This is a genomic window from Kosakonia sp. S57 (assembly GCF_016516575.1).
Classification (GTDB): Bacteria; Pseudomonadota; Gammaproteobacteria; order Enterobacterales; family Enterobacteriaceae; genus Kosakonia; species Kosakonia cowanii.
This window is the reverse complement of sequence record NZ_JACVUL010000001.1, coordinates 54937-76458: the sequence shown is the minus strand read 5'-3', so window position 1 is coordinate 76458 and position 21522 is coordinate 54937. Positions and strand designations below refer to the sequence as shown.

General features: G+C 56.8%; 20 protein-coding genes. 6 read left to right on the top strand and 14 right to left on the bottom strand.

Annotated elements, in window-relative coordinates; all coding sequences use genetic code 11:
- Positions 1 to 74 precede the first annotated feature (74 nt).
- Positions 75 to 1115, top strand: coding sequence for an oxidoreductase (locus IAE48_RS00390; protein WP_200133103.1), 1041 nt, complete (start codon positions 75 to 77; stop codon positions 1113 to 1115).
- Positions 1116 to 1150: 35 nt separating this feature from the next.
- Here IAE48_RS00390 and add read toward each other — a convergent pair whose 3' ends face one another.
- The 4 genes from add to malX all read right to left on the bottom strand — a co-directional run bounded on the left by add (position 1151) and on the right by malX (position 5427).
- Positions 1151 to 2152 carry an adenosine deaminase gene (gene add / locus IAE48_RS00385; protein WP_200133102.1) on the bottom strand — a complete coding sequence of 334 codons (1002 nt, stop codon included), beginning with the start codon at positions 2150 to 2152 and terminating at the stop codon, positions 1151 to 1153.
- A gap of 167 nt (positions 2153 to 2319) precedes the next feature.
- A complete protein-coding gene (locus IAE48_RS00380; protein ID WP_225975726.1) occupies positions 2320 to 2601 on the bottom strand; it encodes a hypothetical protein in 282 nt (93 codons plus the stop codon).
- A 28-nt stretch (positions 2602 to 2629) separates the two neighbouring features.
- Positions 2630 to 3814 (bottom strand): MalY/PatB family protein, encoded by a 1185-nt coding sequence (locus tag IAE48_RS00375; RefSeq protein WP_200133101.1) that lies wholly within the window; start codon positions 3812 to 3814, stop codon positions 2630 to 2632.
- On the bottom strand, positions 3811 to 5427 hold the full coding sequence (gene malX / locus IAE48_RS00370; RefSeq protein ID WP_200133100.1) for a maltose/glucose-specific PTS transporter subunit IIBC: 1617 nt from the start codon (positions 5425 to 5427) through the stop codon (positions 3811 to 3813). The genes IAE48_RS00375 and malX overlap by 4 nt, the downstream gene beginning before the upstream one ends.
- Before the next feature lie 289 nt (positions 5428 to 5716).
- On the opposite strand from malX, the gene IAE48_RS00365 reads away from it, so the two are divergent.
- Positions 5717 to 5965: a biofilm development regulator YmgB/AriR family protein gene (locus tag IAE48_RS00365; RefSeq protein ID WP_042715260.1), complete on the top strand. Its 249-nt coding sequence runs from the start codon at positions 5717 to 5719 to the stop codon at positions 5963 to 5965.
- Positions 5966 to 6025: 60 nt separating this feature from the next.
- Here IAE48_RS00365 and IAE48_RS00360 read toward each other — a convergent pair whose 3' ends face one another.
- From IAE48_RS00360 to manA, 5 genes are all read right to left on the bottom strand, one after another.
- The gene (locus IAE48_RS00360) at positions 6026 to 6238 is read right to left on the bottom strand and encodes a hypothetical protein (RefSeq protein ID WP_148285640.1); all 213 of its coding nucleotides are present in this window, start codon (positions 6236 to 6238) and stop codon (positions 6026 to 6028) included.
- A gap of 163 nt (positions 6239 to 6401) precedes the next feature.
- Positions 6402 to 6701: a hypothetical protein gene (locus tag IAE48_RS00355; protein WP_148285641.1), complete on the bottom strand. Its 300-nt coding sequence runs from the start codon at positions 6699 to 6701 to the stop codon at positions 6402 to 6404.
- A 91-nt stretch (positions 6702 to 6792) separates the two neighbouring features.
- On the bottom strand, positions 6793 to 7044 hold the full coding sequence (locus IAE48_RS00350; RefSeq protein WP_200133099.1) for a two-component-system connector protein YcgZ: 252 nt from the start codon (positions 7042 to 7044) through the stop codon (positions 6793 to 6795).
- A 218-nt stretch (positions 7045 to 7262) separates the two neighbouring features.
- Positions 7263 to 8795, bottom strand: a complete 1533-nt coding sequence (locus tag IAE48_RS00345) for a YdgA family protein (RefSeq protein ID WP_200133098.1) — start codon at positions 8793 to 8795, stop codon at positions 7263 to 7265.
- A 99-nt stretch (positions 8796 to 8894) separates the two neighbouring features.
- Complete coding sequence (gene manA, locus IAE48_RS00340) at positions 8895 to 10073, bottom strand: mannose-6-phosphate isomerase (RefSeq protein WP_200133097.1); 1179 nt, start codon at positions 10071 to 10073, stop codon at positions 8895 to 8897.
- A gap of 198 nt (positions 10074 to 10271) precedes the next feature.
- On the opposite strand from manA, the gene fumA reads away from it, so the two are divergent.
- Together fumA and fumC are read left to right on the top strand one after the other, a co-directional pair.
- Positions 10272 to 11918: a class I fumarate hydratase FumA gene (fumA, locus tag IAE48_RS00335; protein ID WP_200133096.1), complete on the top strand. Its 1647-nt coding sequence runs from the start codon at positions 10272 to 10274 to the stop codon at positions 11916 to 11918.
- Positions 11919 to 12067: 149 nt separating this feature from the next.
- Positions 12068 to 13468, top strand: a complete 1401-nt coding sequence (gene fumC, locus IAE48_RS00330) for a class II fumarate hydratase (protein WP_200133095.1) — start codon at positions 12068 to 12070, stop codon at positions 13466 to 13468.
- Here fumC and tus read toward each other — a convergent pair.
- The 3 genes from tus to rstA all read right to left on the bottom strand — a co-directional run bounded on the left by tus (position 13465) and on the right by rstA (position 16504).
- Positions 13465 to 14394, bottom strand: a complete 930-nt coding sequence (gene tus / locus IAE48_RS00325) for a DNA replication terminus site-binding protein (RefSeq protein ID WP_200133094.1) — start codon at positions 14392 to 14394, stop codon at positions 13465 to 13467. The genes fumC and tus overlap by 4 nt on opposite strands.
- A gap of 76 nt (positions 14395 to 14470) precedes the next feature.
- Positions 14471 to 15766, bottom strand: coding sequence for a two-component system sensor histidine kinase RstB (gene rstB / locus IAE48_RS00320; RefSeq protein ID WP_094419986.1), 1296 nt, complete (start codon positions 15764 to 15766; stop codon positions 14471 to 14473).
- Positions 15767 to 15787: 21 nt separating this feature from the next.
- Positions 15788 to 16504 (bottom strand): two-component system response regulator RstA, encoded by a 717-nt coding sequence (gene rstA, locus IAE48_RS00315; RefSeq protein WP_200133093.1) that lies wholly within the window; start codon positions 16502 to 16504, stop codon positions 15788 to 15790.
- Between the two features lie 128 nt (positions 16505 to 16632).
- Here rstA and IAE48_RS00310 point away from each other — a divergent pair, with 128 nt between their 5' ends.
- Positions 16633 to 16968, top strand: coding sequence for a GlpM family protein (locus IAE48_RS00310; protein ID WP_200133281.1), 336 nt, complete (start codon positions 16633 to 16635; stop codon positions 16966 to 16968).
- Between the two features lie 2 nt (positions 16969 to 16970).
- Here IAE48_RS00310 and IAE48_RS00305 read toward each other — a convergent pair whose 3' ends face one another.
- The gene (locus IAE48_RS00305; protein ID WP_128483039.1) at positions 16971 to 18353 is read right to left on the bottom strand and encodes an amino acid permease; all 1383 of its coding nucleotides are present in this window, start codon (positions 18351 to 18353) and stop codon (positions 16971 to 16973) included.
- Between the two features lie 198 nt (positions 18354 to 18551).
- Positions 18552 to 19496, bottom strand: a complete 945-nt coding sequence (ydgH, locus tag IAE48_RS00300) for a DUF1471 family protein YdgH (RefSeq protein WP_200133092.1) — start codon at positions 19494 to 19496, stop codon at positions 18552 to 18554.
- Between the two features lie 492 nt (positions 19497 to 19988).
- On the opposite strand from ydgH, the gene pntA reads away from it, so the two are divergent.
- Entirely contained in the window at positions 19989 to 21521 is a 1533-nt protein-coding gene (gene pntA / locus IAE48_RS00295; RefSeq protein WP_200133091.1) for a Re/Si-specific NAD(P)(+) transhydrogenase subunit alpha, read from the top strand.
- The last annotated feature ends 1 nt before the right edge of the window (position 21522 follow it).

Sequence of the window (21522 nt, the reverse complement as noted above, 5' to 3'; positions counted from 1 at the left end):
AATGCGTCACAACAGCGGTTGTCGGCGTCAGGCAGATAGTGTGAAATGGAGGTCCACTGAAAAGAGGCCGTGATATGAGTGATATTATTCGGGTTGGCGTGATCGGATATGGCTACGCCAGTAAAACATTTCATGCACCGCTGATTGCAGGCACCGCCGGAATGGCGCTGGCGGCTATTTCCAGCAGTGATGAGTCAAAGGTCAAAGCCGACTGGCCGAACGTCGATGTCGTTGCCGATCCCAAACGTCTGTTTAACGATCCCAATATCGACTTAATTGTCATCCCCACGCCCAACGATACCCACTTTCCGCTGGCGAAAGCCGCACTGGAAGCGGGCAAACATGTGGTGGTTGATAAACCCTTTACCGTGACACTGTCACAGGCGCGCGAGCTGGATGCACTGGCCCGCAGCTATGGTCGCCTGTTATCGGTGTTTCACAACCGCCGCTGGGATAGCGACTTCCTGACGCTGAAAGCGCTGCTTGCCGATGGCGCACTGGGTGAAGTGGCCTATTTCGAATCCCACTTCGACCGCTTCCGCCCGCAGGTGCGTAACCGCTGGCGCGAACAGGGCGGCCCGGGGAGCGGCATCTGGTACGATTTAGCCCCGCACTTGCTCGACCAGGCGGTCAATCTGTTTGGTCTGCCGGTCTCATTAACCGTCGATCTGGCCCAGTTGCGCCCGGGCGCGCAATCCACCGACTATTTCCATGCGGTATTGACCTATCCCCAGCGCCGCGTGGTGCTGCACGGCACACTGCTGGCGGCGGCGGAATCCGCGCGTTATATCGTCCACGGCACGCGCGGCAGTTATGTGAAATACGGTCTTGATCCGCAGGAGGAGCGCTTAAAAAGCGGGGCGCGCTTACCGCAGGAGGATTGGGGCTATGACATGCGTGATGGCGTGTTGACCCGCATCGACGGCGAAACGCGGAAAGAGGAGACCTGGCTGACGCTGCCGGGCAACTATCCGGCCTATTATGCGGCAATTCGTGATGCGCTGATGGGCGGCGGTGAGAACCCCGTTCCGGCAAGCCAGGCGATCCGCATTATGGAGCTGATTGAGCTTGGTATTGAGTCAGCAAAACACCGCGCAACCCTCAGCCTCACCTGAGTGAATGGCTCACGGCCTGCCGTGAGCCACGCTCATCAGGCCTGCGCGACGCGCTCGCGCAGCGCCTGTTTCTCTTCGGCAGTGATAAAGGCCATCTCCAGCCCGTTAATCTGCGCCTGGCGGATCTGCTCAGCGCTCAGGCCGGCTGCCGGGGCGGCGACTTCATATTCGTGACCAATGTCGATCCCCTGAACCGCCGGATCGTCCGTATTAATGCTGGCCAGAATGCCGTGATCGAGGAAGGCTTTCAGCGGGTGGCGATCGAGAGAGGCCACGGTGCTGGTCTGAATGTTGGAGGTGAGGCAGGATTCAATACCAATGCGCTGTTCGGCGAGGAAGTCCATCAGCGCGGCATCTTCAATCGCTTTTACCCCGTGACCGATGCGCACGGCACCCAGTTCACGGATCGCCTGCCAGATGCTCTCGGGACCCGCGGCTTCACCGGCATGCACGGTGATCTGCCAGCCGGCATCGCGGGCGCGGGTAAAGTGGGAGAGGAACAGGCTTCCCGGAAAACCAAGTTCATCGCCCGCCAGATCGAGCGCGGTAATGCCGTCGCGATGGGCGAGCAGGGCGTCCAGCTCCTGTTCGCAGGCGGCTTCGCCGAAGGTGCGGCTCAGAATACCGATTAAGCGCGCCTGCACATTAAAATCGCGGCTTCCTTCGCGTACCCCGGCAATCACCGCTTCCACTACGCCCGCCACCGGCAGATTGTGGGTCATCGCCATATAGCCCGGCGAGAAGCGCAGCTCAACATAGTGCAGGCCATTTCGCGCCGCATCTTCCATGTTTTCGTAAGCGACGCGACGGCAGGCATCCAGCGAGGCCAGCACCTTTACGCCCCAGTCGAGTTTGGCGAGAAAGCTCACCAGATCCGGTTCGTTCGAGGTGACCTGCACATGCGGGCGCAGCGCGTCGAGGGTTTGCGCGGGGAGGGTTAAATTATACTGGCGGCCAAGATCGAGGATGGTTTGGGCACGGATATTGCCGTCAAGATGACGATGGATATCGGTTAAAGGCAGTTTTAAATCAATCATGATCGCACTCATCTTTTTGTAAAAGTGCAAAGCATTATACAACACTTCGTTAACTTATTAAAAATAGTAATAAAATGAGCAGGATGGAAAAGGAGGGCGTGCAAAGATGAGGGAAAAATACGCACCTGCGGATGCCAGCGCAAGCCGGGCTGGCATCGATCACGCCCTCAGAAGAAGACGTTGAAAATTACTGTGACGATCAGCAGCCAGCAGGGGAGTGAAAAGTAGAGCGTGCCCTTTTTGTCCGGGCTACGTTTAAGCAACAGGAGCGTGATAAAGGTCACCGCCAGCACGGCGAGATAGAGGATCACCAGCAAGTGGCTCTGCAACACATTGTGCAGCGCGATGGCCAGCAGCAGGCTCGACACCAGCGCATAGAGGCGGAACGTGCGGGTAAAAAAGATCCAGCCGAGAACAAAGTAAACCAGCGACACGCCCCAGACCATCATTCACTCCCTTGATAAATTTCGCCACAGGCTAACATGAACGCAGCGCGGCAATCAGCCTTTTTACTCCCTCTTCCAGCTTTACACGCGGGCAGCCGACGTTGAGGCGAATAAACCCGCGCCCCTGTGGCCCGTAGACATCGCCGCGCATAATTGCCACCTGCTGCTCCTCAATCAGCATTTTTTGCAGCCCGTCATCATCAATCTCCAGCGCTCGCAGATCGATCCACGCCAGATAGGTCGACTCCGGCGGCTGCCAGCGCAGCTGCGGGAAGGCGTCGTTGAGGGTTGTGGCGAGGTAAGCCAGGTTAGCGCGCAGATAGCTGCGCAGAGCCTCAAGCCACGGCCCGCCTTCGCGGTAAGCGGCAACATGCGCCGCTACTGCCAGCACCGCGGGGGAGGATAAGCCGTTAGCGTTTTTTAACGCGTCGAGATAGCCGTTGCGCGACGCCTTGTCGCCAAACAGACCCCATGCGCCGGTTAATGCCGGGATATTGAAACTTTTAGATGCCGAGGAGAAGAGCGCCCACGTTGAGCGCGCAACATTGCACCACGGAATGTGCTGCTGCGCGCCCCAGACCATATCCATATGGATCTCGTCGCTGATCACTTTCACCTGGTGGCGCTCGCACAGCAGTGCCATCGCGGTCAGCTCTTCATGCGTCCACACTTTGCCGGTCGGGTTATGCGGGCTGCAGAGCAGCAGAACCTTGCTTTCCGGCCGTGCCAGCACCGCTTCGAGCTGCGTCATGTCACACACCCAGCCGCCGTGATACTGATGCAGCGGTACCGTCAGCAGCTTGCGCTGATTATGGCTTATCATTTTCGGGAAGGCATCATAGGCGGGCGTGTGAACCACAACGGCATCGCCGGGCTGCGTCCACTGGCGGATGGTCTCGGCAATCATCCAGATAACCGACGGCCCATAGACCAGAGCGTCGCAGTCGATTCGGGTGTCGAACCGGCTGGCGAGCCAGTATTCGATAGCGCCGAGAAAGTCATCGTTCTGCCAGCGGCTGTAGCCGAAAACACCGTGCGCAAGGCGCTTTTGCATGGCGTCGAGAATGCAGGGCGCGGTGGCGACATCCATATCCGAGATGGTAAAGGGCAGCAGGTCGGCGCGGCCAAAACGATCGCTCACGTAGTCCCACTGGGTGCACCAGGTGCCGTGGCGATCGACAGGGGTGGAAAAATCAAAGGAAACGTCGCGCTTCATCTACTTGCCTCTGGGGTTATCTGTACCTGCGCGGCCGTAATGAGCTGCGCCATTTCATCTTTTACTGACTGCACCTGCGGCCCAATCACCACCTGCAGGTTGTGGTCGTTGACCTTCACCACGCCGAGCGCGCGATGGGATTTCAGCGCGGCGGCATCGACCTGCGCCATGCTGCCCACCGACAGGCACAGGCGGGTAATGCAGTTATCCAGGCTCTGCACATTTTGCGCTCCGCCAAGGGCGGCAAGCAAGGCCGGGACATCATAGCCGGAGCGACCTCTCGCTTCTGGCGTCGTGCTTTGCTCGCTCTCAACCGTCTGCGGTTCGCGGCCGGGCGTTTTCAGATCAAAACGGGTAATAGCAAAGCGGAACAGCGCGTAGTAGACGATAAACCACACCGCGGCGACCAGCGGCACCAGATACCATTTGGTCGCCAGCCCGTGCAGCACGCCGAAGACGATAAAATCAATCACATTGCCGTCGGTATTACCAATCGTCACCCCAAGCACCGCCATCACGGTAAAACCCAGTCCCGTGAGGAGGGAGTGGATTAGATAGAGCGCCGGGGCGACAAAAAGAAACAGAAACTCAACGGGCTCGGTGGTGCCACCGACGACGCAGGCGATAACACCGGAAATGAGCAGCCCCTTAATCTTATGGCGGTTTTCCGGGCGCGCGCAGTGGTACATCGCCAGCGCTGCGCCGGGCAGCCCACCCAGGAACGCAGGCATTTTCCCCTGCGAGAGAAAACGCGTCGCGCTCTCAGAAAAGCCGTGCGTCTGCGGGCAGCCAAGCTGGGCCTGGAAGATGGTCAGCGCGCCGCTTACCTGATGACCACACACCTCCATGGTGCCGCCCGCATCAGTAAAGCGGATCAGCGCCACCAGAATATGTTGTAAGCCGAAGGGGAGCAGCAGCCGCTCGCCGGTGCCGAAGATCATCGGCCCGAAGTCGCCCGCGCGATCGATAAGTTGCCCGAGGCCGCTAATGCCGAGCGCAAACCAGGGCCAGATAAGCGGGATCAGCAGGCCAGCAATGCCCATCACCACGCTTGTGACAATCGGGACGGAACGCGTGCCGCCAAAAAAGGCCAGTGCGTCCGGCAGGCGCAGGGTGTGAAAGCGCTCGTGCAGTCGCCAGACGATCACCCCCGCAATCACCGCGCCGAGGATGCCGGTATCAATCGACTGAATGCCAAGCACGCTCTGAATGTTATGCGCCTTGAGCACGGCTGCGTCGTTAGTCGGTAAAATGCCCTGCGCGGTGAGCCAGAAGTTGACCGCCAGGTTCATCACCGCATAGCCGACAAAGCCAGAAAAGGCGGCGACGCCTTTATCTTCCCGCGCAAGGCCCAGCGGGATGGCAATACAGAACATGACCGGTAAGAAGGTGAAGGCAAATGCGCCGATTTTGCTCATCCAGATAAAGATTGCCTGCGGTAACGGATGGCCTAACAGCGGCAGCAGCGTAATTACATCACGGCTACTTAGCGAGCTGCCAATGCCCAGCATAATCCCGCAGAATGAGAGCAGCGCGACCGGCAGCATAAAGGTGCGGCCAAGCTGCTGAAAAAACTCCCACACGGCATTACCCGATCTCTTTTTCCCCGTCATAACAACTCCTCATAAAAGTAAGCGAACGGCAGGCTTCCTGTCTCTGCGTATAGGGTTTTATCAGCTTTCTGCCGCTGGCGGCACCGCTAATCATCCTGACGATCTTAATTAGGAATTCAACTAGATAGAGGGGGATTTGCGAGCTGTTTTCCAGCTTTACTAAATGGATGAGAAAATTTCATATACCCGGTTGCGAAGGCCGAAAACCGCGACTATTTTTAGGGGCGAAATTAAGATCCTCCAGCCATGACGCGGAGGCCCGCTATTGGTATCTCTATTCAGGATGACTATGCAGACGACAACCACAGAAGAGCAGCTCAACGCTTATTTTGGCGCGAGTGCCGGTGATAATGAGGCTGAAAAGCAGGTTATTAGCACGATCCTTGCTAACCTGCGTTTGCAACAGCGTGATATCACCCATAAACATCTCATCCTCGCGCTGGTTGGGCTGCTGGAAACGGAAGACGATCCCGCAACGCTGGAGATTTATCGCCGCGCCTTAGAGCGGGTAGTGCAGAAAACGCCGGACGATATGTAAAACGGCACGATTGATCAACGAAGACGCCTTCATTGAGGACGAAGGCGTTTTTTACGCCAGTCAGGCGGAGTAGGTTACCCGTTCGAGGATGAGCTGCCGGGCGGCATCAAGCACGCGCTTCTGTCTGGGGTCGGTGGTTATACTGCTCTGTGCACGCAGCACCATTACAAGGTTGCTGGGTTTCACAGGCCGTTGAGAGTGCATAAGGTAGGTAGCGGCTATGCCGATGACCTCATGGATCTCTTCAGGTTCAACTTGCACATCGTCGTTCAATGACTCTCCCTTGTTGCACTGTTGATTCTCTCTTCCAGGCTCGCCGGCCAGATCAAATCCACTGTGCATTCGTCGGAACATGCGAAGCAAGTCTGAATAGAAGGGTGAAAAGTAAGGGTCCGGTAGGGAACGCCAGACCTGATGATGAGTTGTTGCTGGAAAATCAGTGCTTGCGGGCTTTGTTATCGATGCCCGGGCCTGATAAAGGCAACCGGCTCTTTAAGCGGCTGACCTGTAAACTGCTTTTGCGCCCGCGTGAGGCCGGCTGGGTTTTATAGTGGTGAATACCGCTGATCGCACTTTGCAGCGCTTCGCGTCGCGTGCTGTCGGCTTCGCTCATCAGGGACTCTTGCAGTTGCCCAATCAGCGCATCGAAAGAGACATCATCATCTGAATCAAGCAGGGCCAGTACCGCCTCGCCCATTACCGTATCTACAAGCTTATCTGACTCATTTTTACTCATTCTGCCTCACACATTTGCTGCACCGTACAAAGGTTTCCCGGTCATGCATCTTAGTAACGTTATGCTGAACGTTATAGCGCATTCATTAAAATTATGGAAATGACGAGCCCATTTTTCTGGTGAAAATCAGCTTCAGCAGATCGCCATAGCGCGCTTCTGTTAACGGATCGTTGGCGTTATCGAGACGCGCTGCCAGTTTGATACAGAGACTCTGTCGGCTGACCTGGCCTTTTTCACGCAAAAGCTCGATCACGATTTCGCCTAACAACTCCTCTTGCGAGGGCGTGCAACCCGGCGGGAAGAACGCACTCTCATCCGGACCTTTATCCTGGAAACCTTTCACGACTGTCCTCTCTTCAACGGGCTAAATGCCAAAAGAATGATTTTGCATCAACGGACTGATTCGGTTATCAGCCTCGCGCTACAAAGCATTCAGCAGCCCCGAATTTTGCTGGCTAATAATAACTGAAAGAAATAGATAGGGAAGGGAAAAGGGGCTTACGGAGGATATATCTTCCAGGGGAAAGCAAAAAAATGCCCCTCATGTGAGGGGCGTTTTGCTTACTGCTGCGGTATTGCCGGCGGAGCGGGAGGAACCGCTTCACCCGGCACGGCTGGCTGCAGTGACGGCAGGCCAAACATGCCGACAAACTGCTCCAGCGGCATCTTCTCGCCGTTCAGCGTCACCTGGCCGTTGGCATACTGCAGGCTGGTGAGAATGGTGTTGTTCTCAAGGGTAGTGATGCGGAACATCTGGCCCATTGCCGCCAGGCCTTTCACCTGCTGGTTAGCCAGTTTCGCCGCATCCTCTTGCTGATACCCTTGCAGCTTCGCCACCTGGGTCATCAGTTCGGTCGCCATATCTACCGGAATGGAGAGCTTGCCGTCGAGAGATTTCACATTGCGATCGACCTGCTGCGCCAGCGTCTGCGGGGCGTCAGCGGTTTTTGCCGGATCTTTCAGGAACAGCGAGAGGTTAAAGGTCGATTCGCCTTTCGCATTTTTCCAGCTCAGCGGAGCAACGGTAATCACCGGCTCGCCTTTCAGCAGCAGCGGTACGACACTGAGAAACGCTTCGGTCGCTTTCTGCTGGTACAGCTCAGGATTCTGGGCGATATCAGGCTGCGCCATCAGCGCGCGGATCTGCGCATCATACTGCTGCGTGGCCTGATGCCAGGCGTTGCCATCAACCTGGCCGACTTTCAGCGTCAGTTTGCCGTTGCCGAGATCCTGGCCCTGGACTTTCAGGCTGTTGAGGGTGTAATCGACCTGGCTGTTGATATTTTTCTTATCATCCGCCACGTCCGATTTCGCCGTAAGCTCCATCCCTTCAAGAATCGCCATCTCTTTGTTTTCAATGGAGATAGCAAGTTTATCAAGGCTCATCTTCTGGCTGCCGGTGCGCTCATTGAAAGCACTCATTTCGCTCGAGCCATCGGTTTTGAAGTTATTAAAGGAGAGCTGCACTTTCTGGCCAAACTCGTTAACCGTATCGACCAGGCCGCTTTGCGCTTCGCCGCTCACCGCGACCGCATTGCCCTCTTTATCAGCGCTGACGCGGAAATTACCGCCGCCGAAAGCGACTTTCTCACCCTCTTTTTCGAAATTCAGCGCGCGCAGGTTGATGTCGCTGCGGGTATCACCGGCGTAGCCAATACGCGTTTCGGCGACGAACGGCGACTCACCCTTCGCCATCTCAAACAGCGCTTTGGTGACGTCATTATTGACCAGTTGCGTATGGACGGAGGCCATTGCCGGCGTCAGGCTGAAGGATTTTAGCTGCGCCAGCGGGAAGGGGCCATGATCGACATTTTCATGCAGAACCACGCTCTGACCCGGCTTCAGCCACGGGCTGGTGGTGCCGGCAATCGGCTTGACCTGCAGGGTAAAGGTACTGGAGAAGAGGCTGCGTTTGTAATCCTGCGCCGAAAGCTCAACATTGGCGTCCGGCGCGCTGCGTTTGATCTGGGCATTTGCCTGGCTCACCATCTCGCCCAGACGACCTTCCAGCTGTTTCCCGGTATACCAGGCTCCGCCTGCCCAGACGACACCTAATGCAACAATAACCCCGACGGCAACCAACGTTTTTTTCATAGCGCTTATCCCTGAAAAAGAAACCAGGCGGTGTAAACCGCCTGGACTGTCAATGAAGTTCGCTAAAGCTTAGCAATAGTTGCTTAAAACTTCAGTAACTTAGTCGATTTTATTAAACACGCGTGCCACCCGTCCGGTGCCGCTCGCGGCGACCGGCGACTCATCCGCGCCGATAAACGCCGATTCACCCGCTTTCAGCACCAGCGTTTGTTCACCTTTGCTGAGCACCGCTTCACCTTCGACACAGAAGATAATCGCCGCGCTCTGCTGCGCCAGCGGCGTTTCGTGGGTGGAGAGATCGTGCAGCGAGAAGGCAAAGTCAGCGACCGGGATCGGGAAATCGAGGGCGGCATCGTCACGAACCGGCTGCGTCAGCAGATCATCTGCCGCTTTCGGCGTGAATTTGACGTTCGCCACCAGTTCCGGGATATCAATATATTTCGGCGTCAACCCGGCGCGCAGCACGTTATCGGAGTTGGCCATCACCTCCAGCGCCACGCCTTGAAGGTAAGCGTGCGGGGTTTCCGCGAACAGGAACATCGCTTCGCCGGGGTTAAGTTTGACCACGTTAAGCAGCAGGGGTGAGAAGAGGCCGCTGTCGTCCGGGTAGAATTCGGCGATGGTGCGGATAGTGTTCCACGGCTCGCCATGCTCTTTATCAAGCACCGATTTCAGCACCGCCAGCGCGCGGGACTTCTCTTCGTTCTGCATATTGAGCAGCGCGGCAAAAAGCTCGCTCAGGCGCTCGGCACCGGGTGCCTGCAGGAAGTGGGCGATGGCGGGATGTGCACCGGCGACAGGTTGCAGCAGAGAGACGATATCAGAGAACTCGCGGAACGCGTTCATCGCCAGGAAAGGGGTGAGGGCAAAGACCAGTTCCGGCTTGTGGTTAGGATCTTTGTAGTTGCGCTCCGCGGCATCCAGCGGGATACCGGCCGCGTTCTCTTTCGCAAAGCCCAGCTCTGAGTTTTTCTTGTTCGGGTGAACCTGGATTGAGAGCGGTTGGTCAGCGCAGAGCACTTTAAACAGGAACGGCAGTTCGCCAAAGCGTTCAGCCACGGCATCGCCGAGCAGGCGGCGCTTATCGGCCTCAATCACCTCGCGCAGCGCGCGGGTTTGCCCCTGTTCGTCCTGCACTTTTGAGCTGCTCTTCGGGTGGGCACCCATCCATAACTCGGCCATTGGCAGATTATCCGGATTGGCGATGCCGTAGAGATCCGTTAACGCACTTTTACTACCCCAGGCATAGTTCTGCACGGAGTTGATGAGTTTTTGCATTATCAAGCCCTTTTTGATTAGGAAAATTATCGCGCCATTAAAGCAACAAACCCGGCGGAAGTAATCAGTGAGGGTAAAAAGTCGTACTAGTCTCAGTTTTTGTTAAAAATTTGTGTAGGATATGGCGACTCGCTTTAACACAGGCTGAGGGATCTCCTGCCTGAACAATAACCAAATCTTGCCGTAAGTGAGAGAACAATGTCGAACAAACCCTTCTGTTATCAGGATCCTTTCCCCCTCGGAGAGGATGACACCGAATACTATCTGCTAAGCCGCGACCACGTCTCCGTTGCCCAGTTCGAGGGGCAGGATATTCTCAAAGTCGATCCGCAGGCGCTGACGCTGCTGGCACAGCATGCCTTCCATGATGCGTCGTTTCTCCTGCGCCCGGCGCATCAGCAGCAGGTTGCCGATATTCTGAGCGACCCCGAAGCGAGCGAGAACGATAAATATGTCGCACTGCAGTTCCTGCGCAACTCGGAAATCGCCGCTAAAGGCATTCTGCCGACCTGCCAGGATACCGGCACGGCGATCATTATGGGTAAAAAAGGGCAGCGCGTCTGGACCGGCGGCGGCGATGAAGCCGCACTGGCGCAGGGCGTTTACAACACCTATACCGAAGATAACCTGCGCTACTCGCAAAACGCGCCGCTGGATATGTATAAAGAGGTCAACACCGGCACCAACTTGCCTGCGCAGATCGATCTCTACAGCGTGGACGGCGAGGCGTATAAATTCCTGTTTATCGCCAAAGGCGGCGGCTCGGCAAACAAAACCTATCTCTACCAGGAGACAAAAGCGCTGATCACCCCGGCGAAGCTGAAAAACTATCTGGTAGAAAAAATGCGCACCCTCGGCACCGCGGCCTGCCCGCCGTACCACATCGCTTTTGTCATTGGCGGGACCTCTGCGGAAGCGACGCTGAAAACCGTGAAACTGGCTTCGACCAAATATTATGACGCGCTACCAACCCAGGGTAACGAGCACGGCCAGGCGTTTCGCGACGTGCAGCTTGAGCAGGAGTTACTGCAGGAAGCACGCAACCTCGGCCTCGGCGCGCAGTTCGGCGGCAAATACTTCGCCCACGATATCCGCGTGATCCGTCTCCCGCGCCACGGCGCATCCTGCCCGGTCGGCATGGGCGTGTCGTGCTCCGCAGACCGCAATATTAAAGGCAAAATTACCCGCGACGGTATCTGGCTTGAGCGCCTTGAGCAGAATCCTGGCAAATACATCCCGGAAGCTCTGCGGCAGGCGGGCGAGGGCGAGGCGGTAAAAGTCGATCTTAACCGCCCGATGAGCGAGATCCTGGCTCAGTTGTCGAAGTATCCGGTCTCCACGCGCCTGTCGCTCACCGGGACGATTATCGTCGCCCGCGACATTGCCCACGCCAAACTGAAAGAGCTGATGGACAGCGGTGAGCATCTGCCGCAGTACGTAAAAGATCACCCGATCTACTACGCCGGACCGGCGAAAACGCCGGAAGGGTACGCGTCGGGATCGCTCGGCCCAACCACTGCCGGACGTATGGACTCCTACGTCGATCAGCTGCAATCCCAGGGTGGCAGCATGATTATGCTGGCGAAGGGCAACCGCAGCAAACAGGTGACGGACGCCTGCGCGAAACACGGTGGCTTCTACCTCGGCAGCATCGGCGGCCCGGCGGCGATCCTCGCGCAGAACAGCATTAAACATCTCGAGTGCGTCGCCTACCCGGAGCTGGGTATGGAGGCTATCTGGAAAATTGAGGTGGAGGATTTCCCGGCGTTTATCCTCGTGGATGACAAAGGCAATGACTTCTTCCAGCAGATCCAGTCTGGCCAGTGCGCCAACTGCCTGAAATAGTACCTGCCGCCCTGCGGGGCGGCTTTTCCCCGTTTTGGCGGTTATAAAGCACGAACTTCACAACAACATTCTAAAAAGCATCAATACTTTTACCTGTTTGCAAGTGAGCCAGTCGAAAACCCTATCACTTTGTACCCAAGGAGAGAGTAATGACAACGCATCGCAGTGAGAAAGATTCGATGGGCGCGATTGACGTCCCGGCAGATAAACTGTGGGGCGCGCAGACCCAGCGGTCGCTTGAGCATTTCCGTATCTCAACAGAGAAGATGCCGGTCTCGCTGATCCACGCCCTGGCGCTGACCAAACGCGCGGCGGCAAAAGTGAATCAGGATCTGGGGCTGCTGCCGGAAGAGAAGGCGCGCGCGATTATGGCGGCGGCCGATGAGGTGCTGGCCGGAAAACACCCTGACGAGTTTCCGCTGGCGATCTGGCAGACCGGATCGGGCACCCAAAGCAACATGAACATAAATGAGGTGCTGGCAAACCGCGCCAGCGAGATCCTCGGCGGCGAGCGCGGTATGGCGCGTAAAATTCACCCCAATGATGACGTCAACAAGAGCCAGAGCTCCAACGATGTCTTCCCGACGGCGATGCACGTCGCGGCGGTGATTGGCGTGCGCGAGCAGCTTATCCCGCAGCTTCAGGTGCTGAAAAAGACCCTCAGTGAAAAGGCCACCGCCTTTGCCGATATCGTCAAAATTGGCCGTACCCATCTGCAGGATGCAACGCCGCTGACCCTCGGCCAGGAGATCTCCGGCTGGGTGGCGATGCTGGAGCACAATCTTAAACATATCGAACAGAGCCTGCCGCATCTCGGCGAACTGGCGCTGGGCGGCACCGCAGTAGGTACCGGGCTGAATACCCATCCGGAATATGCCGAACGGGTGGCAAAAGAGCTGGCAAGCTTTACGCAGCAGCCGTTCATTACCGCGCCGAACAAGTTTGAAGCGCTGGCGACCTGCGATGCGCTGGTGCATGCCCACGGCGCGTTAAAAGGGCTTGCCGCGTCGCTGATGAAAATCGCCAACGATGTGCGCTGGCTCGCCTCCGGCCCGCGCTGCGGCATTGGCGAAATTTCGATCCCGGAAAACGAGCCGGGCAGCTCCATCATGCCGGGCAAAGTTAACCCGACCCAGTGCGAAGCGATGACCATGCTCTGCTGCCAGGTGCTGGGCAATGACGTGGCGGTGAATATGGGCGGCGCGTCGGGTAACTTCGAGCTTAACGTCTTCCGCCCGATGGTGATCCATAACTTCCTGCAGTCGATTCGCCTGCTGGCGGATGGCATGGAGAGCTTCAATGAGCACTGTGCGGTTGGCATTGAGCCAAACCGGGAGCGAATCGATCAGTTGCTGAATGAGTCGCTGATGCTGGTGACCGCCCTCAATACCCATATTGGCTATGACAAAGCGGCGGAGATTGCCAAGAAGGCGCATAAAGAGGGGCTGACGCTGAAAGCCTCGGCGCTGGCGCTCGGCTACCTGACGGAAGCCGAGTTTGACAGCTGGGTGCGGCCGGAATCGATGGTCGGCAGCATGAAGCCTGCCTAATCCGCCACGTAGAGGTGCAGCCGGGGAATAATCGGGGTTAACGGCTGCGCCTGCGGTTTGTAGCGGTGCTGAATATTATCGGCGTTGTAGTCCAGCAGTTCGCCGACGTCCGGCACCGCGCCGCCATTCTCCTCCGATATCAGCGTGATAATCGGCGTCGGGCAGGCGTGCTGCACCTGTTTTTGCGAGCCGGCGTACCAGACGCGGGCGATAGGTTGTACCTTCACCGGGCGTTTGATCTTCAATCGCGCTTTTTGCGGCAGGGCGGCGACATCGTTGTACTCCTGCTGAACGCGCGCCAGCCACTCATCTCTGCTCCAGCCTGCCACCGCGCGCGGTGATTTCAGGCTCTTCTCCAGCTGCGCCAGCACCTCATCGCGGGTGAAATTTTTAATAATGTGCTTATTGGCCCAGCCGAAACGGATGGTCGCCGGTGCGCGCAGCAGTGTTAATGTGCGGTAAGCATTGAGGGTAATCAGCCCCGGCAGATGGCGATGCACCCACTCGAAGCGGGCCGTGGGCGCCAGGCCGGACTCAACCGTGACGATCTTTTCAAACGCCTGCTTGAGCGAATTAATCGTGTTAATGCGCGCCTCCAGCGCCTGCAACATCGCGTCACTTGCCTGATAACAGACCACGCCCGGCAGCCGCACGGCGGCTTTACTGCTGCGGTTTTCCGACTGCTGCTGAATAAAGAGGTGGGTGTAGTGGTTGAGCGCGAGGCCGGCCGCCGCTTTGCCGATATGCTGCTTCACCGCGATGGTCGGGAGCGGATCATGCTCGGTCCCTTTGGCAATCTCTGGCAGGGTAAAGACGCGGGCGACCATCAGGCGGCACTCGCTCAGTTCAGCCTTCAGCGCCGCCAGCTCACGCTCCAGTTGGCGAAAGGTGCTGTTCAGGCGGTCAATCAGATCTAACGCGACCATTTTGCACTCCTGTAGTTACAACATACTAATGGTTTATAGCACAGGAGCCGGGCATTAGCCACTGTGCGTTGAAGGGTTAAACAGGAAGCGGAAGGTTATGGTAGATCGGCCACTGGAAGGTAAATTTCGCGCCGCCAAGCTCGCTCTCGCCGCAGCTGACGCTGCCGCCAAAGGCCTGGGCGATGGAGTGGACAATCGCCAGCCCTAAGCCGCAACCGCCGGTGGCGCGATCGCGGCTCGGATCGAGGCGCACAAAGGGTTCGAAAATACGCTCCCGTTCCGCCGGTGCGATACCTGGGCCATCATCTTCCACCGTCATGCTGGCAAGCGATCCCTGACGCTGCAACGTTACCTTAATCGTCCCTTCGCTGTAGCGCAGGGCATTGTTGACCAGATTATCCAGCACGCGCTCCATCAGGCGCATATCGAGCGCGCCATATTCGTCGCCTGCCTGGCAGTCGAGCAGTAAGCTGTGCTGCGGGTTCATGCTGCGCGCATCGTCGAGATAACTGCTAAACCAGGCGGGCAGATCCGGCGTCGTCAGCTGCAACTCGGTCTGTGGGCGATCGAGTCTGGCGTAAGTCAGCAGCTCTTCAATCAACCCCTCCAGTTGCCCGATATCGCGGTTCAGCGCGGTGTGTTCCGCCTCGCTGAGGTTATCGCTCATCTCCAGCCGGTAACGCAGCCTGACCAGCGGGGTACGCAACTCATGGGCGATGCCATCAATCAGCTGCTTTTTACTGGCGATTAAGGCGTTGATATTGTCCGCCATCTGGTTAAAAGCGATACCGAGCCGCTCGAAACTGGAGGCGCTGTCAAAATGAATGCGCTCCTCAAGATGTCCTTCGCCGAAGCGCTGTGCGGCAGACTCCAGCCGCAGCATCTCTTGCCAGTGCGGTCGCATCCAGATAAAGACCGGGAAGGCCAGAGAGATGGCAATCAGTGCCATTAACCCCATATCCAGCAGCCGCGTTTCATGCAGGAAAAAGAGATAGGGCACCGGGCCGACCGCCAGCACATAGTGGCTGCGCGGAATGCGCTGGATAAACGTGTATTCCGAATCAATCGCGACAATATCGCCCTCGCGCAGACGCTGGGCAGCCGCCGGATCGAGGTTGAACTTGTTCATCGGCTCGACCTGCAGATCGAACGAGAGGTTGAGATCGAGCTCTTTTAAGGTCTTTGCCCACTCGTGAGGCGGGATTTCGCGCAGCTCGCTGCGCATCAGGTAGAGCGAGCTCTTCATCAGGTCATCAAGCGACTGGCGGCCAGCGCGCTCGGCGGTAAATTTGTAGACCAGACCGACCAGCATCGTCATTACCAGAAAGCAGACGAACAGCAGAAGGTAAAACTGGACGAACAGCTTTTTCATCGTGACACCTGGTTACGGATTTCAGTTGTCCCACGCATGGGGAGCAAACAGATAGCCTTTGTTACGGACGGTTTTAATACGATAGGGCTCAGTGGCGCTGTCGAGCAGCTTTTTACGCAGGCGCGAAATCGCCACATCAACACTGCGATCCATCCCGTCGTAGCTTACGCCGCGCAGGTTTTTCAGCAGCGCATCACGATCCATAATTTGTCCCGCGTGGGTGGCAAGCTCCCACAGCAGATCGAAGTCAGCGGTTGAGAGCGCCACCTCAACGCCTGCCAGCAGCACCTGGCGGTTAACGGGGTCAATCGACAGTGTGCCGAAGGTAATGGTTTTATGCTGTTTCAGCGATGGCACCGCAGGCTCGGCGGCCGCTGCGCTGCGCTGGCGCAGATGGAGACGCAACCGTGCCAGCAGCACGGCGGGCGGGGTGGTTTTCAGAATATAGTCGTTAGCGCCCATCTCCAGCGACAGGATATGGTTCATATCGCTATCAAGGGAGGTCAGCAGCACAATCGGCCCGTTCCACTCTTTGCGCAGATCGCGACACAGGGTCATGCCATCTTTGCCTGGCAGCATAATATCGAGCAGCACCAGCTCCGGGTTCTCCCGCGCGATCACCTCTTCCGCGCGATCGCCTCTCGGCTCGACAATCACATCCATATCGTGCTTGCCAAGGTATGCGGCAATCAGGGCACCCACATCCGGGTCGTCTTCTACAAAAACGATCTTATTCATAAGCCATCATAATGAGCAAAAACGTCAACATACACCGCCTTGATAGAACCTGCCATTACTCTTTTCTAAACGAACGCGCTTCCGCTATGCTGGCGCTCTATGTTGTTGAAGTGTTAACAGGAAAAATGATGGGCTTGCTGATGAAAGCGGCGATTGGCGCACTGGTGGTAGTGCTGATTGGTCTGCTGGCGAAAACAAAAAACTACTATATAGCCGGGTTAATCCCGCTATTTCCTACCTTTGCCATGATTGCGCACTATATTGTCGCCACCGAGCGCGGTGTCGAGGCGCTGCGCACCACCATTATCTTTGGCATGTGGGCGATCATCCCTTACTTTCTCTATCTGCTTTCACTCTGGTACTTCACCGCTTTTATGCGGCTAGGGCCGGCGCTGGGCTGTGCGGTGATCTGCTGGAGCCTCAGCGCCTGGCTGTTAATCTACTGCTGGAGTCGCCTGCACTGATTTCAGCGCACCAGCATCCAGGTGGCGGGCAGGGCGGCAACCAGCAGCAGGAAAATCAGCACTTTTTCGCGCTGCATCAGCGAGATGGTTTCGCTATGGGTGCTGCGGGCGTAGATAAAGACCAGCAGACCTGGGGCATAAAGCACCACTGAGAGCAGCAGGTGCATCGGGCCGGAGGCGTAGAGCAGCCATAAACCGTAGAGGCAAGCCCCAACGGCGACCATGCGGTGCAGCGGACGACGCGCGATTTTCAGCAGGAAAGCGCCAACCAGCAGGTAGGGCACGAGTATCATCTCTGAGGCAATGGTCAGCAGAGTGTTGTAATCCGAGCCGGTAAGCCAGATCAGCACCAGGCAGATCTGCACGCTGGCGTTGGTCAGCCACAGCGAGGCCGCAGGGGCGCTCTGTTTGTTCTGATGCGCGAAGATACGCGGGAAGGCTTTGTGCGTTGCCGCCAGCAGCGGCACTTCCGCCGCCATAATGGTCCAGCTCAGGTAGGCACCGCACACGGAGATAATTAACCCCGTCGCGATCACCACTTCGCCCCAACTGCCCAGCAGTTTCACCATCAGCCCGGCCATCGACGGGTTACGCATTTCTGCAAGCTCCGGACGCGCGACCACGCCGAGAGAGAGCAGTGTTACCAGCAGATAGACCGTCAGTGCCGCCAGCACCGCCAGCAGCGTCGCGCGGCCGACATCCTGTTTATTACGCGCACGGGCAGAGACCACCACCGCGCCCTCCACGCCGATAAACACCCACAGGGTGATCAGCATGGTGTTTTTCACCTGCTCCCACACCGGCACGCCAAGCGCTACGCCGCTGAAGTCGAGGGAGAATTTATCGAGGTTAAAGGCCAGCGCCGCCAGCACGACAAACAGCCCGAGCGGGACCAGTTTCGCCAGCGTTGCCGCCAGGTTGATGCTCGCTGCGGTTTGCACGCCGCGCAGCACCAGTGCATGCACAATCCACAGCAGCGCAGAAGCTCCGACGATCGACTGCCAGGTGTTGCCATCGCCAAACAGCCGTAATGACGGGCTGTCAGTGAAGAAACTGAGGGCGGAGAAGACGATCACCAGATAGGAGACATTGGCGATCACCGCACATAGCCAGTAGCCCCAGGCGGAGCAGAAACCAATCAGCTCGCCAAAGCCTTCACGGGCGTAGGTGAAGATGCCGCCATCGAGATCGGGGCGGATGCGGGTCAGGATCAGCATGGCGAAGGCGAGAAGGATGATGCCGACGCCGGTGATCAGCCAGCCGATAATCAGCGCGGCAGGGCTGGCGACTTCCGCCATATTTTGCGGCAGGCTGAAGACGCCCGCACCAAGCATTGAGCTCAGGACCAGCGCAGTTAAAGCGCTAAGGCCAAGTTTCTTTTCCATTGTTATCCTGTCAAAAAAGCAACTCATCCAGAATAATTATTTTGCCGGAGCGCATAAATATGGTGGATATCACTAAGGCGCGGAATTTTACGGAGAGTCGTCAGGGCATGCAATGAGGGCGAGGGGAATTTTGTGAAAAAGTAGATAAAACTGAAAAAAAAGGCGGCTTTCTGCGCCGCCTTTTCCCTGAGCGTCGCCTTATTTATAGAGGTCGGCGCTGATGGTCATGTTGTTGCCGCTTTCAGACCACTGACGCGTGATGTGATAGTACTTCGCGCCTTTTGCGGCGGCACGTTTGGCGACCTGATAAGAGATTTCAGTCATGTTGCCATAGTTGCCGGTGAACTTAACGCTGTCGAAAGGCACCATCTGCGCGGCGGTGATTTTATTCAGCTCTTCAATCTTTTTACCGTCCGGAAGCGTGACACTGTAACGACCACCGGTAGAGGATTGCGTTTCAAAGAAACGGCCGACGCCGACGCCTGCGGTGGCATCTGACGCTACGCCCGGAATTTCAACACGCTTCGCTTCTTCACCGCCTTTTGCCAGCGCGGCACGGCCCGCTTCGGAGTCGCGTGGGATGGCGTCTGCGCTCTGAATCACGCGTTTTTTCGCATTGGCTTTATAGATGAAGGCTGTAATCAGTTGGTTGCCGCCCTGGTTGGCATCAACCTGGCGCACGATATAGAACGCATCAGCGCCCTTCGCTTTCGCCGCTTTACTGATAGCGTCGTTAACTTCCGGCTGGGTGCGGTAGAAACCCTGCACCGTCACGGTATCGTAAGGCTCGAGCGCAATGGCTTTATCTTTTGGATATTCGGTTACGCCATTGATCTCGCGATAGGTCGGCTTGTCTGCTTTCGCCGCATCAGCTTTATAGAGATCGGCGGTGACGCGCTGGTTGCCGCTGTTATTGGCATCAGAGGTGTCAACAACATAAAAAGAGGCCGCGCCTTCTTTATCTGCGCGTTTGGAGACGGCGTTAACCGCATCGCCAATCGCGTTAAAACGTCCGGTAATCACGATGCGATCGTAAGGCTTCACCGCAGCGGCTTGCTCCGGTGTTAACTCTGTCGCGGCGTTAGCAGTAAACGCGGTTGCGGACAGAAGTGCTGACGCCAGGAGGGTGTACTTGAGCTTCATAAAAATAATCCTTCGCCTTGCGCAAACCATAAGTTGTTATTAATAAAACGTCGGTGATTATTGCATTTAAACCGCGCAACTGTCTGCGTCATTTTTTACAGAGTGTGCGCGGCCAGGGGGATAAACCATAACCTTTAGTGATATGTTGAAAAAATAGCCCCTTGACCAGCAAAAGTGATAAAGGTTATGAGTTTTTAAAGTTAATGTAATGTTAAAAGGGATGGTGGGGCGGAGATAAATCATGTTTTGCCGCTTCGCTTAAGCGGAATATCAGCCTTTCCACGTTAATTTAAGTCAAATAACCCTGTCAGCCCGCTTCAGCGCTTAATTTTCGCGGATTAGTGCAGCATTTCGCTTTTCTGACGGTGGATCGCAGGCGTTATTTTCAGTAGGTTATAGAAAGTTTGTTACTGTTTTATTTTCCGCACGGCGTTAATTAGCCACCGCGAAAAACGGACAAACCATCAACTAAAACCGATGGAAGGGAAAACTATGCGTATTGGTGTACCTAAAGAGAGGTTGGCCAATGAAACCCGCGTGGCCGCGACGCCGAAAACGGTCGAGCAGCTACTAAAATTGGGTTTCACCGTCGCGATTGAGAGCGGCGCGGGCAAGCTGGCAAGTTTTGACGACGAGGCGTTTGCCCAGGCGGGCGCGACCATTGTCGATAGCGATAATGTCTGGCATTCGGATGTGATCCTGAAAGTGAATGCGCCGCTGGAGGAGGAGATTGCACTGCTCAATCCGGGCACAACGCTGGTGAGCTTTATCTGGCCTGCGCAAAACCCGGCGCTGATTGAGACGCTGGCGGCACGCAACGTCACGGTGATGGCGATGGACTCCGTTCCGCGCATCTCGCGCGCTCAGTCGCTGGATGCGCTGAGCTCGATGGCGAATATCGCCGGTTATCGCGCGATTGTTGAAGCCGCCCATGAGTTTGGCCGCTTCTTCACCGGGCAGATCACCGCCGCCGGTAAAGTGCCACCAGCCAAAGTGATGGTGATTGGCGCAGGCGTTGCTGGTCTGGCCGCCATCGGTGCGGCTAACAGCCTTGGCGCGATTGTCCGCGCATTCGATACCCGCCCGGAAGTGAAGGAGCAGGTGCAAAGTATGGGCGCCGAGTTCCTCGAACTTGATTTTGAAGAGGAAGCGGGCAGCGGCGATGGCTATGCGAAGGTGATGTCTGAAGCCTTTATCAAAGCGGAGATGGAGCTCTTTGCTGCGCAAGCGAAAGAGGTCGACATCATCGTCACTACGGCACTCATTCCGGGCAAACCGGCGCCGAAACTGATCACCCGCGAGATGGTTGACGCCATGCAGCCGGGCAGCGTGATTGTCGATCTGGCAGCGCAAAACGGCGGTAACTGTGAATATACCGTGCCGAACCAGGTCACCACCACTGCCAACGGCGTCAAAGTGATTGGCTACACCGATCTCCCGGGCCGCCTGCCGACCCAGTCGTCACAACTCTATGGCACCAACCTGGTTAACCTGCTGAAACTGCTCTGCGTTGAGAAAGATGGCAACGTGGTGGTTAATTTTGACGATGTGGTGGTGCGCGGCGTAACGGTGGTGCGTGAAGGCGAAGTGACCTGGCCGGCACCGCCGATTCAGGTCTCTGCCCAACCGCAGGCCGCACCAAAAGCTGCCCCCGCTGCGCCGAAAGAGGAGCCGGCACCGGCATCACCGTGGCGTAAATATGCGCTGATGGCGCTGGCGATTGTGCTGTTTGGCTGGCTTGCTGATGTCGCACCGAAAGATTTCCTTGGTCACTTCACCGTGTTTGCGCTCTCCTGCGTCGTCGGTTTCTACGTCGTGTGGAACGTCTCCCATGCGCTGCATACGCCGCTGATGTCGGTCACCAATGCCATCTCCGGCATTATTGTCGTCGGTGCGCTGCTACAGATGGGGCACGGCGGCTGGGTCAGCTTCTTCAGCTTTATCGCGGTGCTGATTGCCAGTATCAATATTTTTGGTGGTTTCACCGTCACTCAGCGCATGCTGAAAATGTTCCGGAAGAACTAAG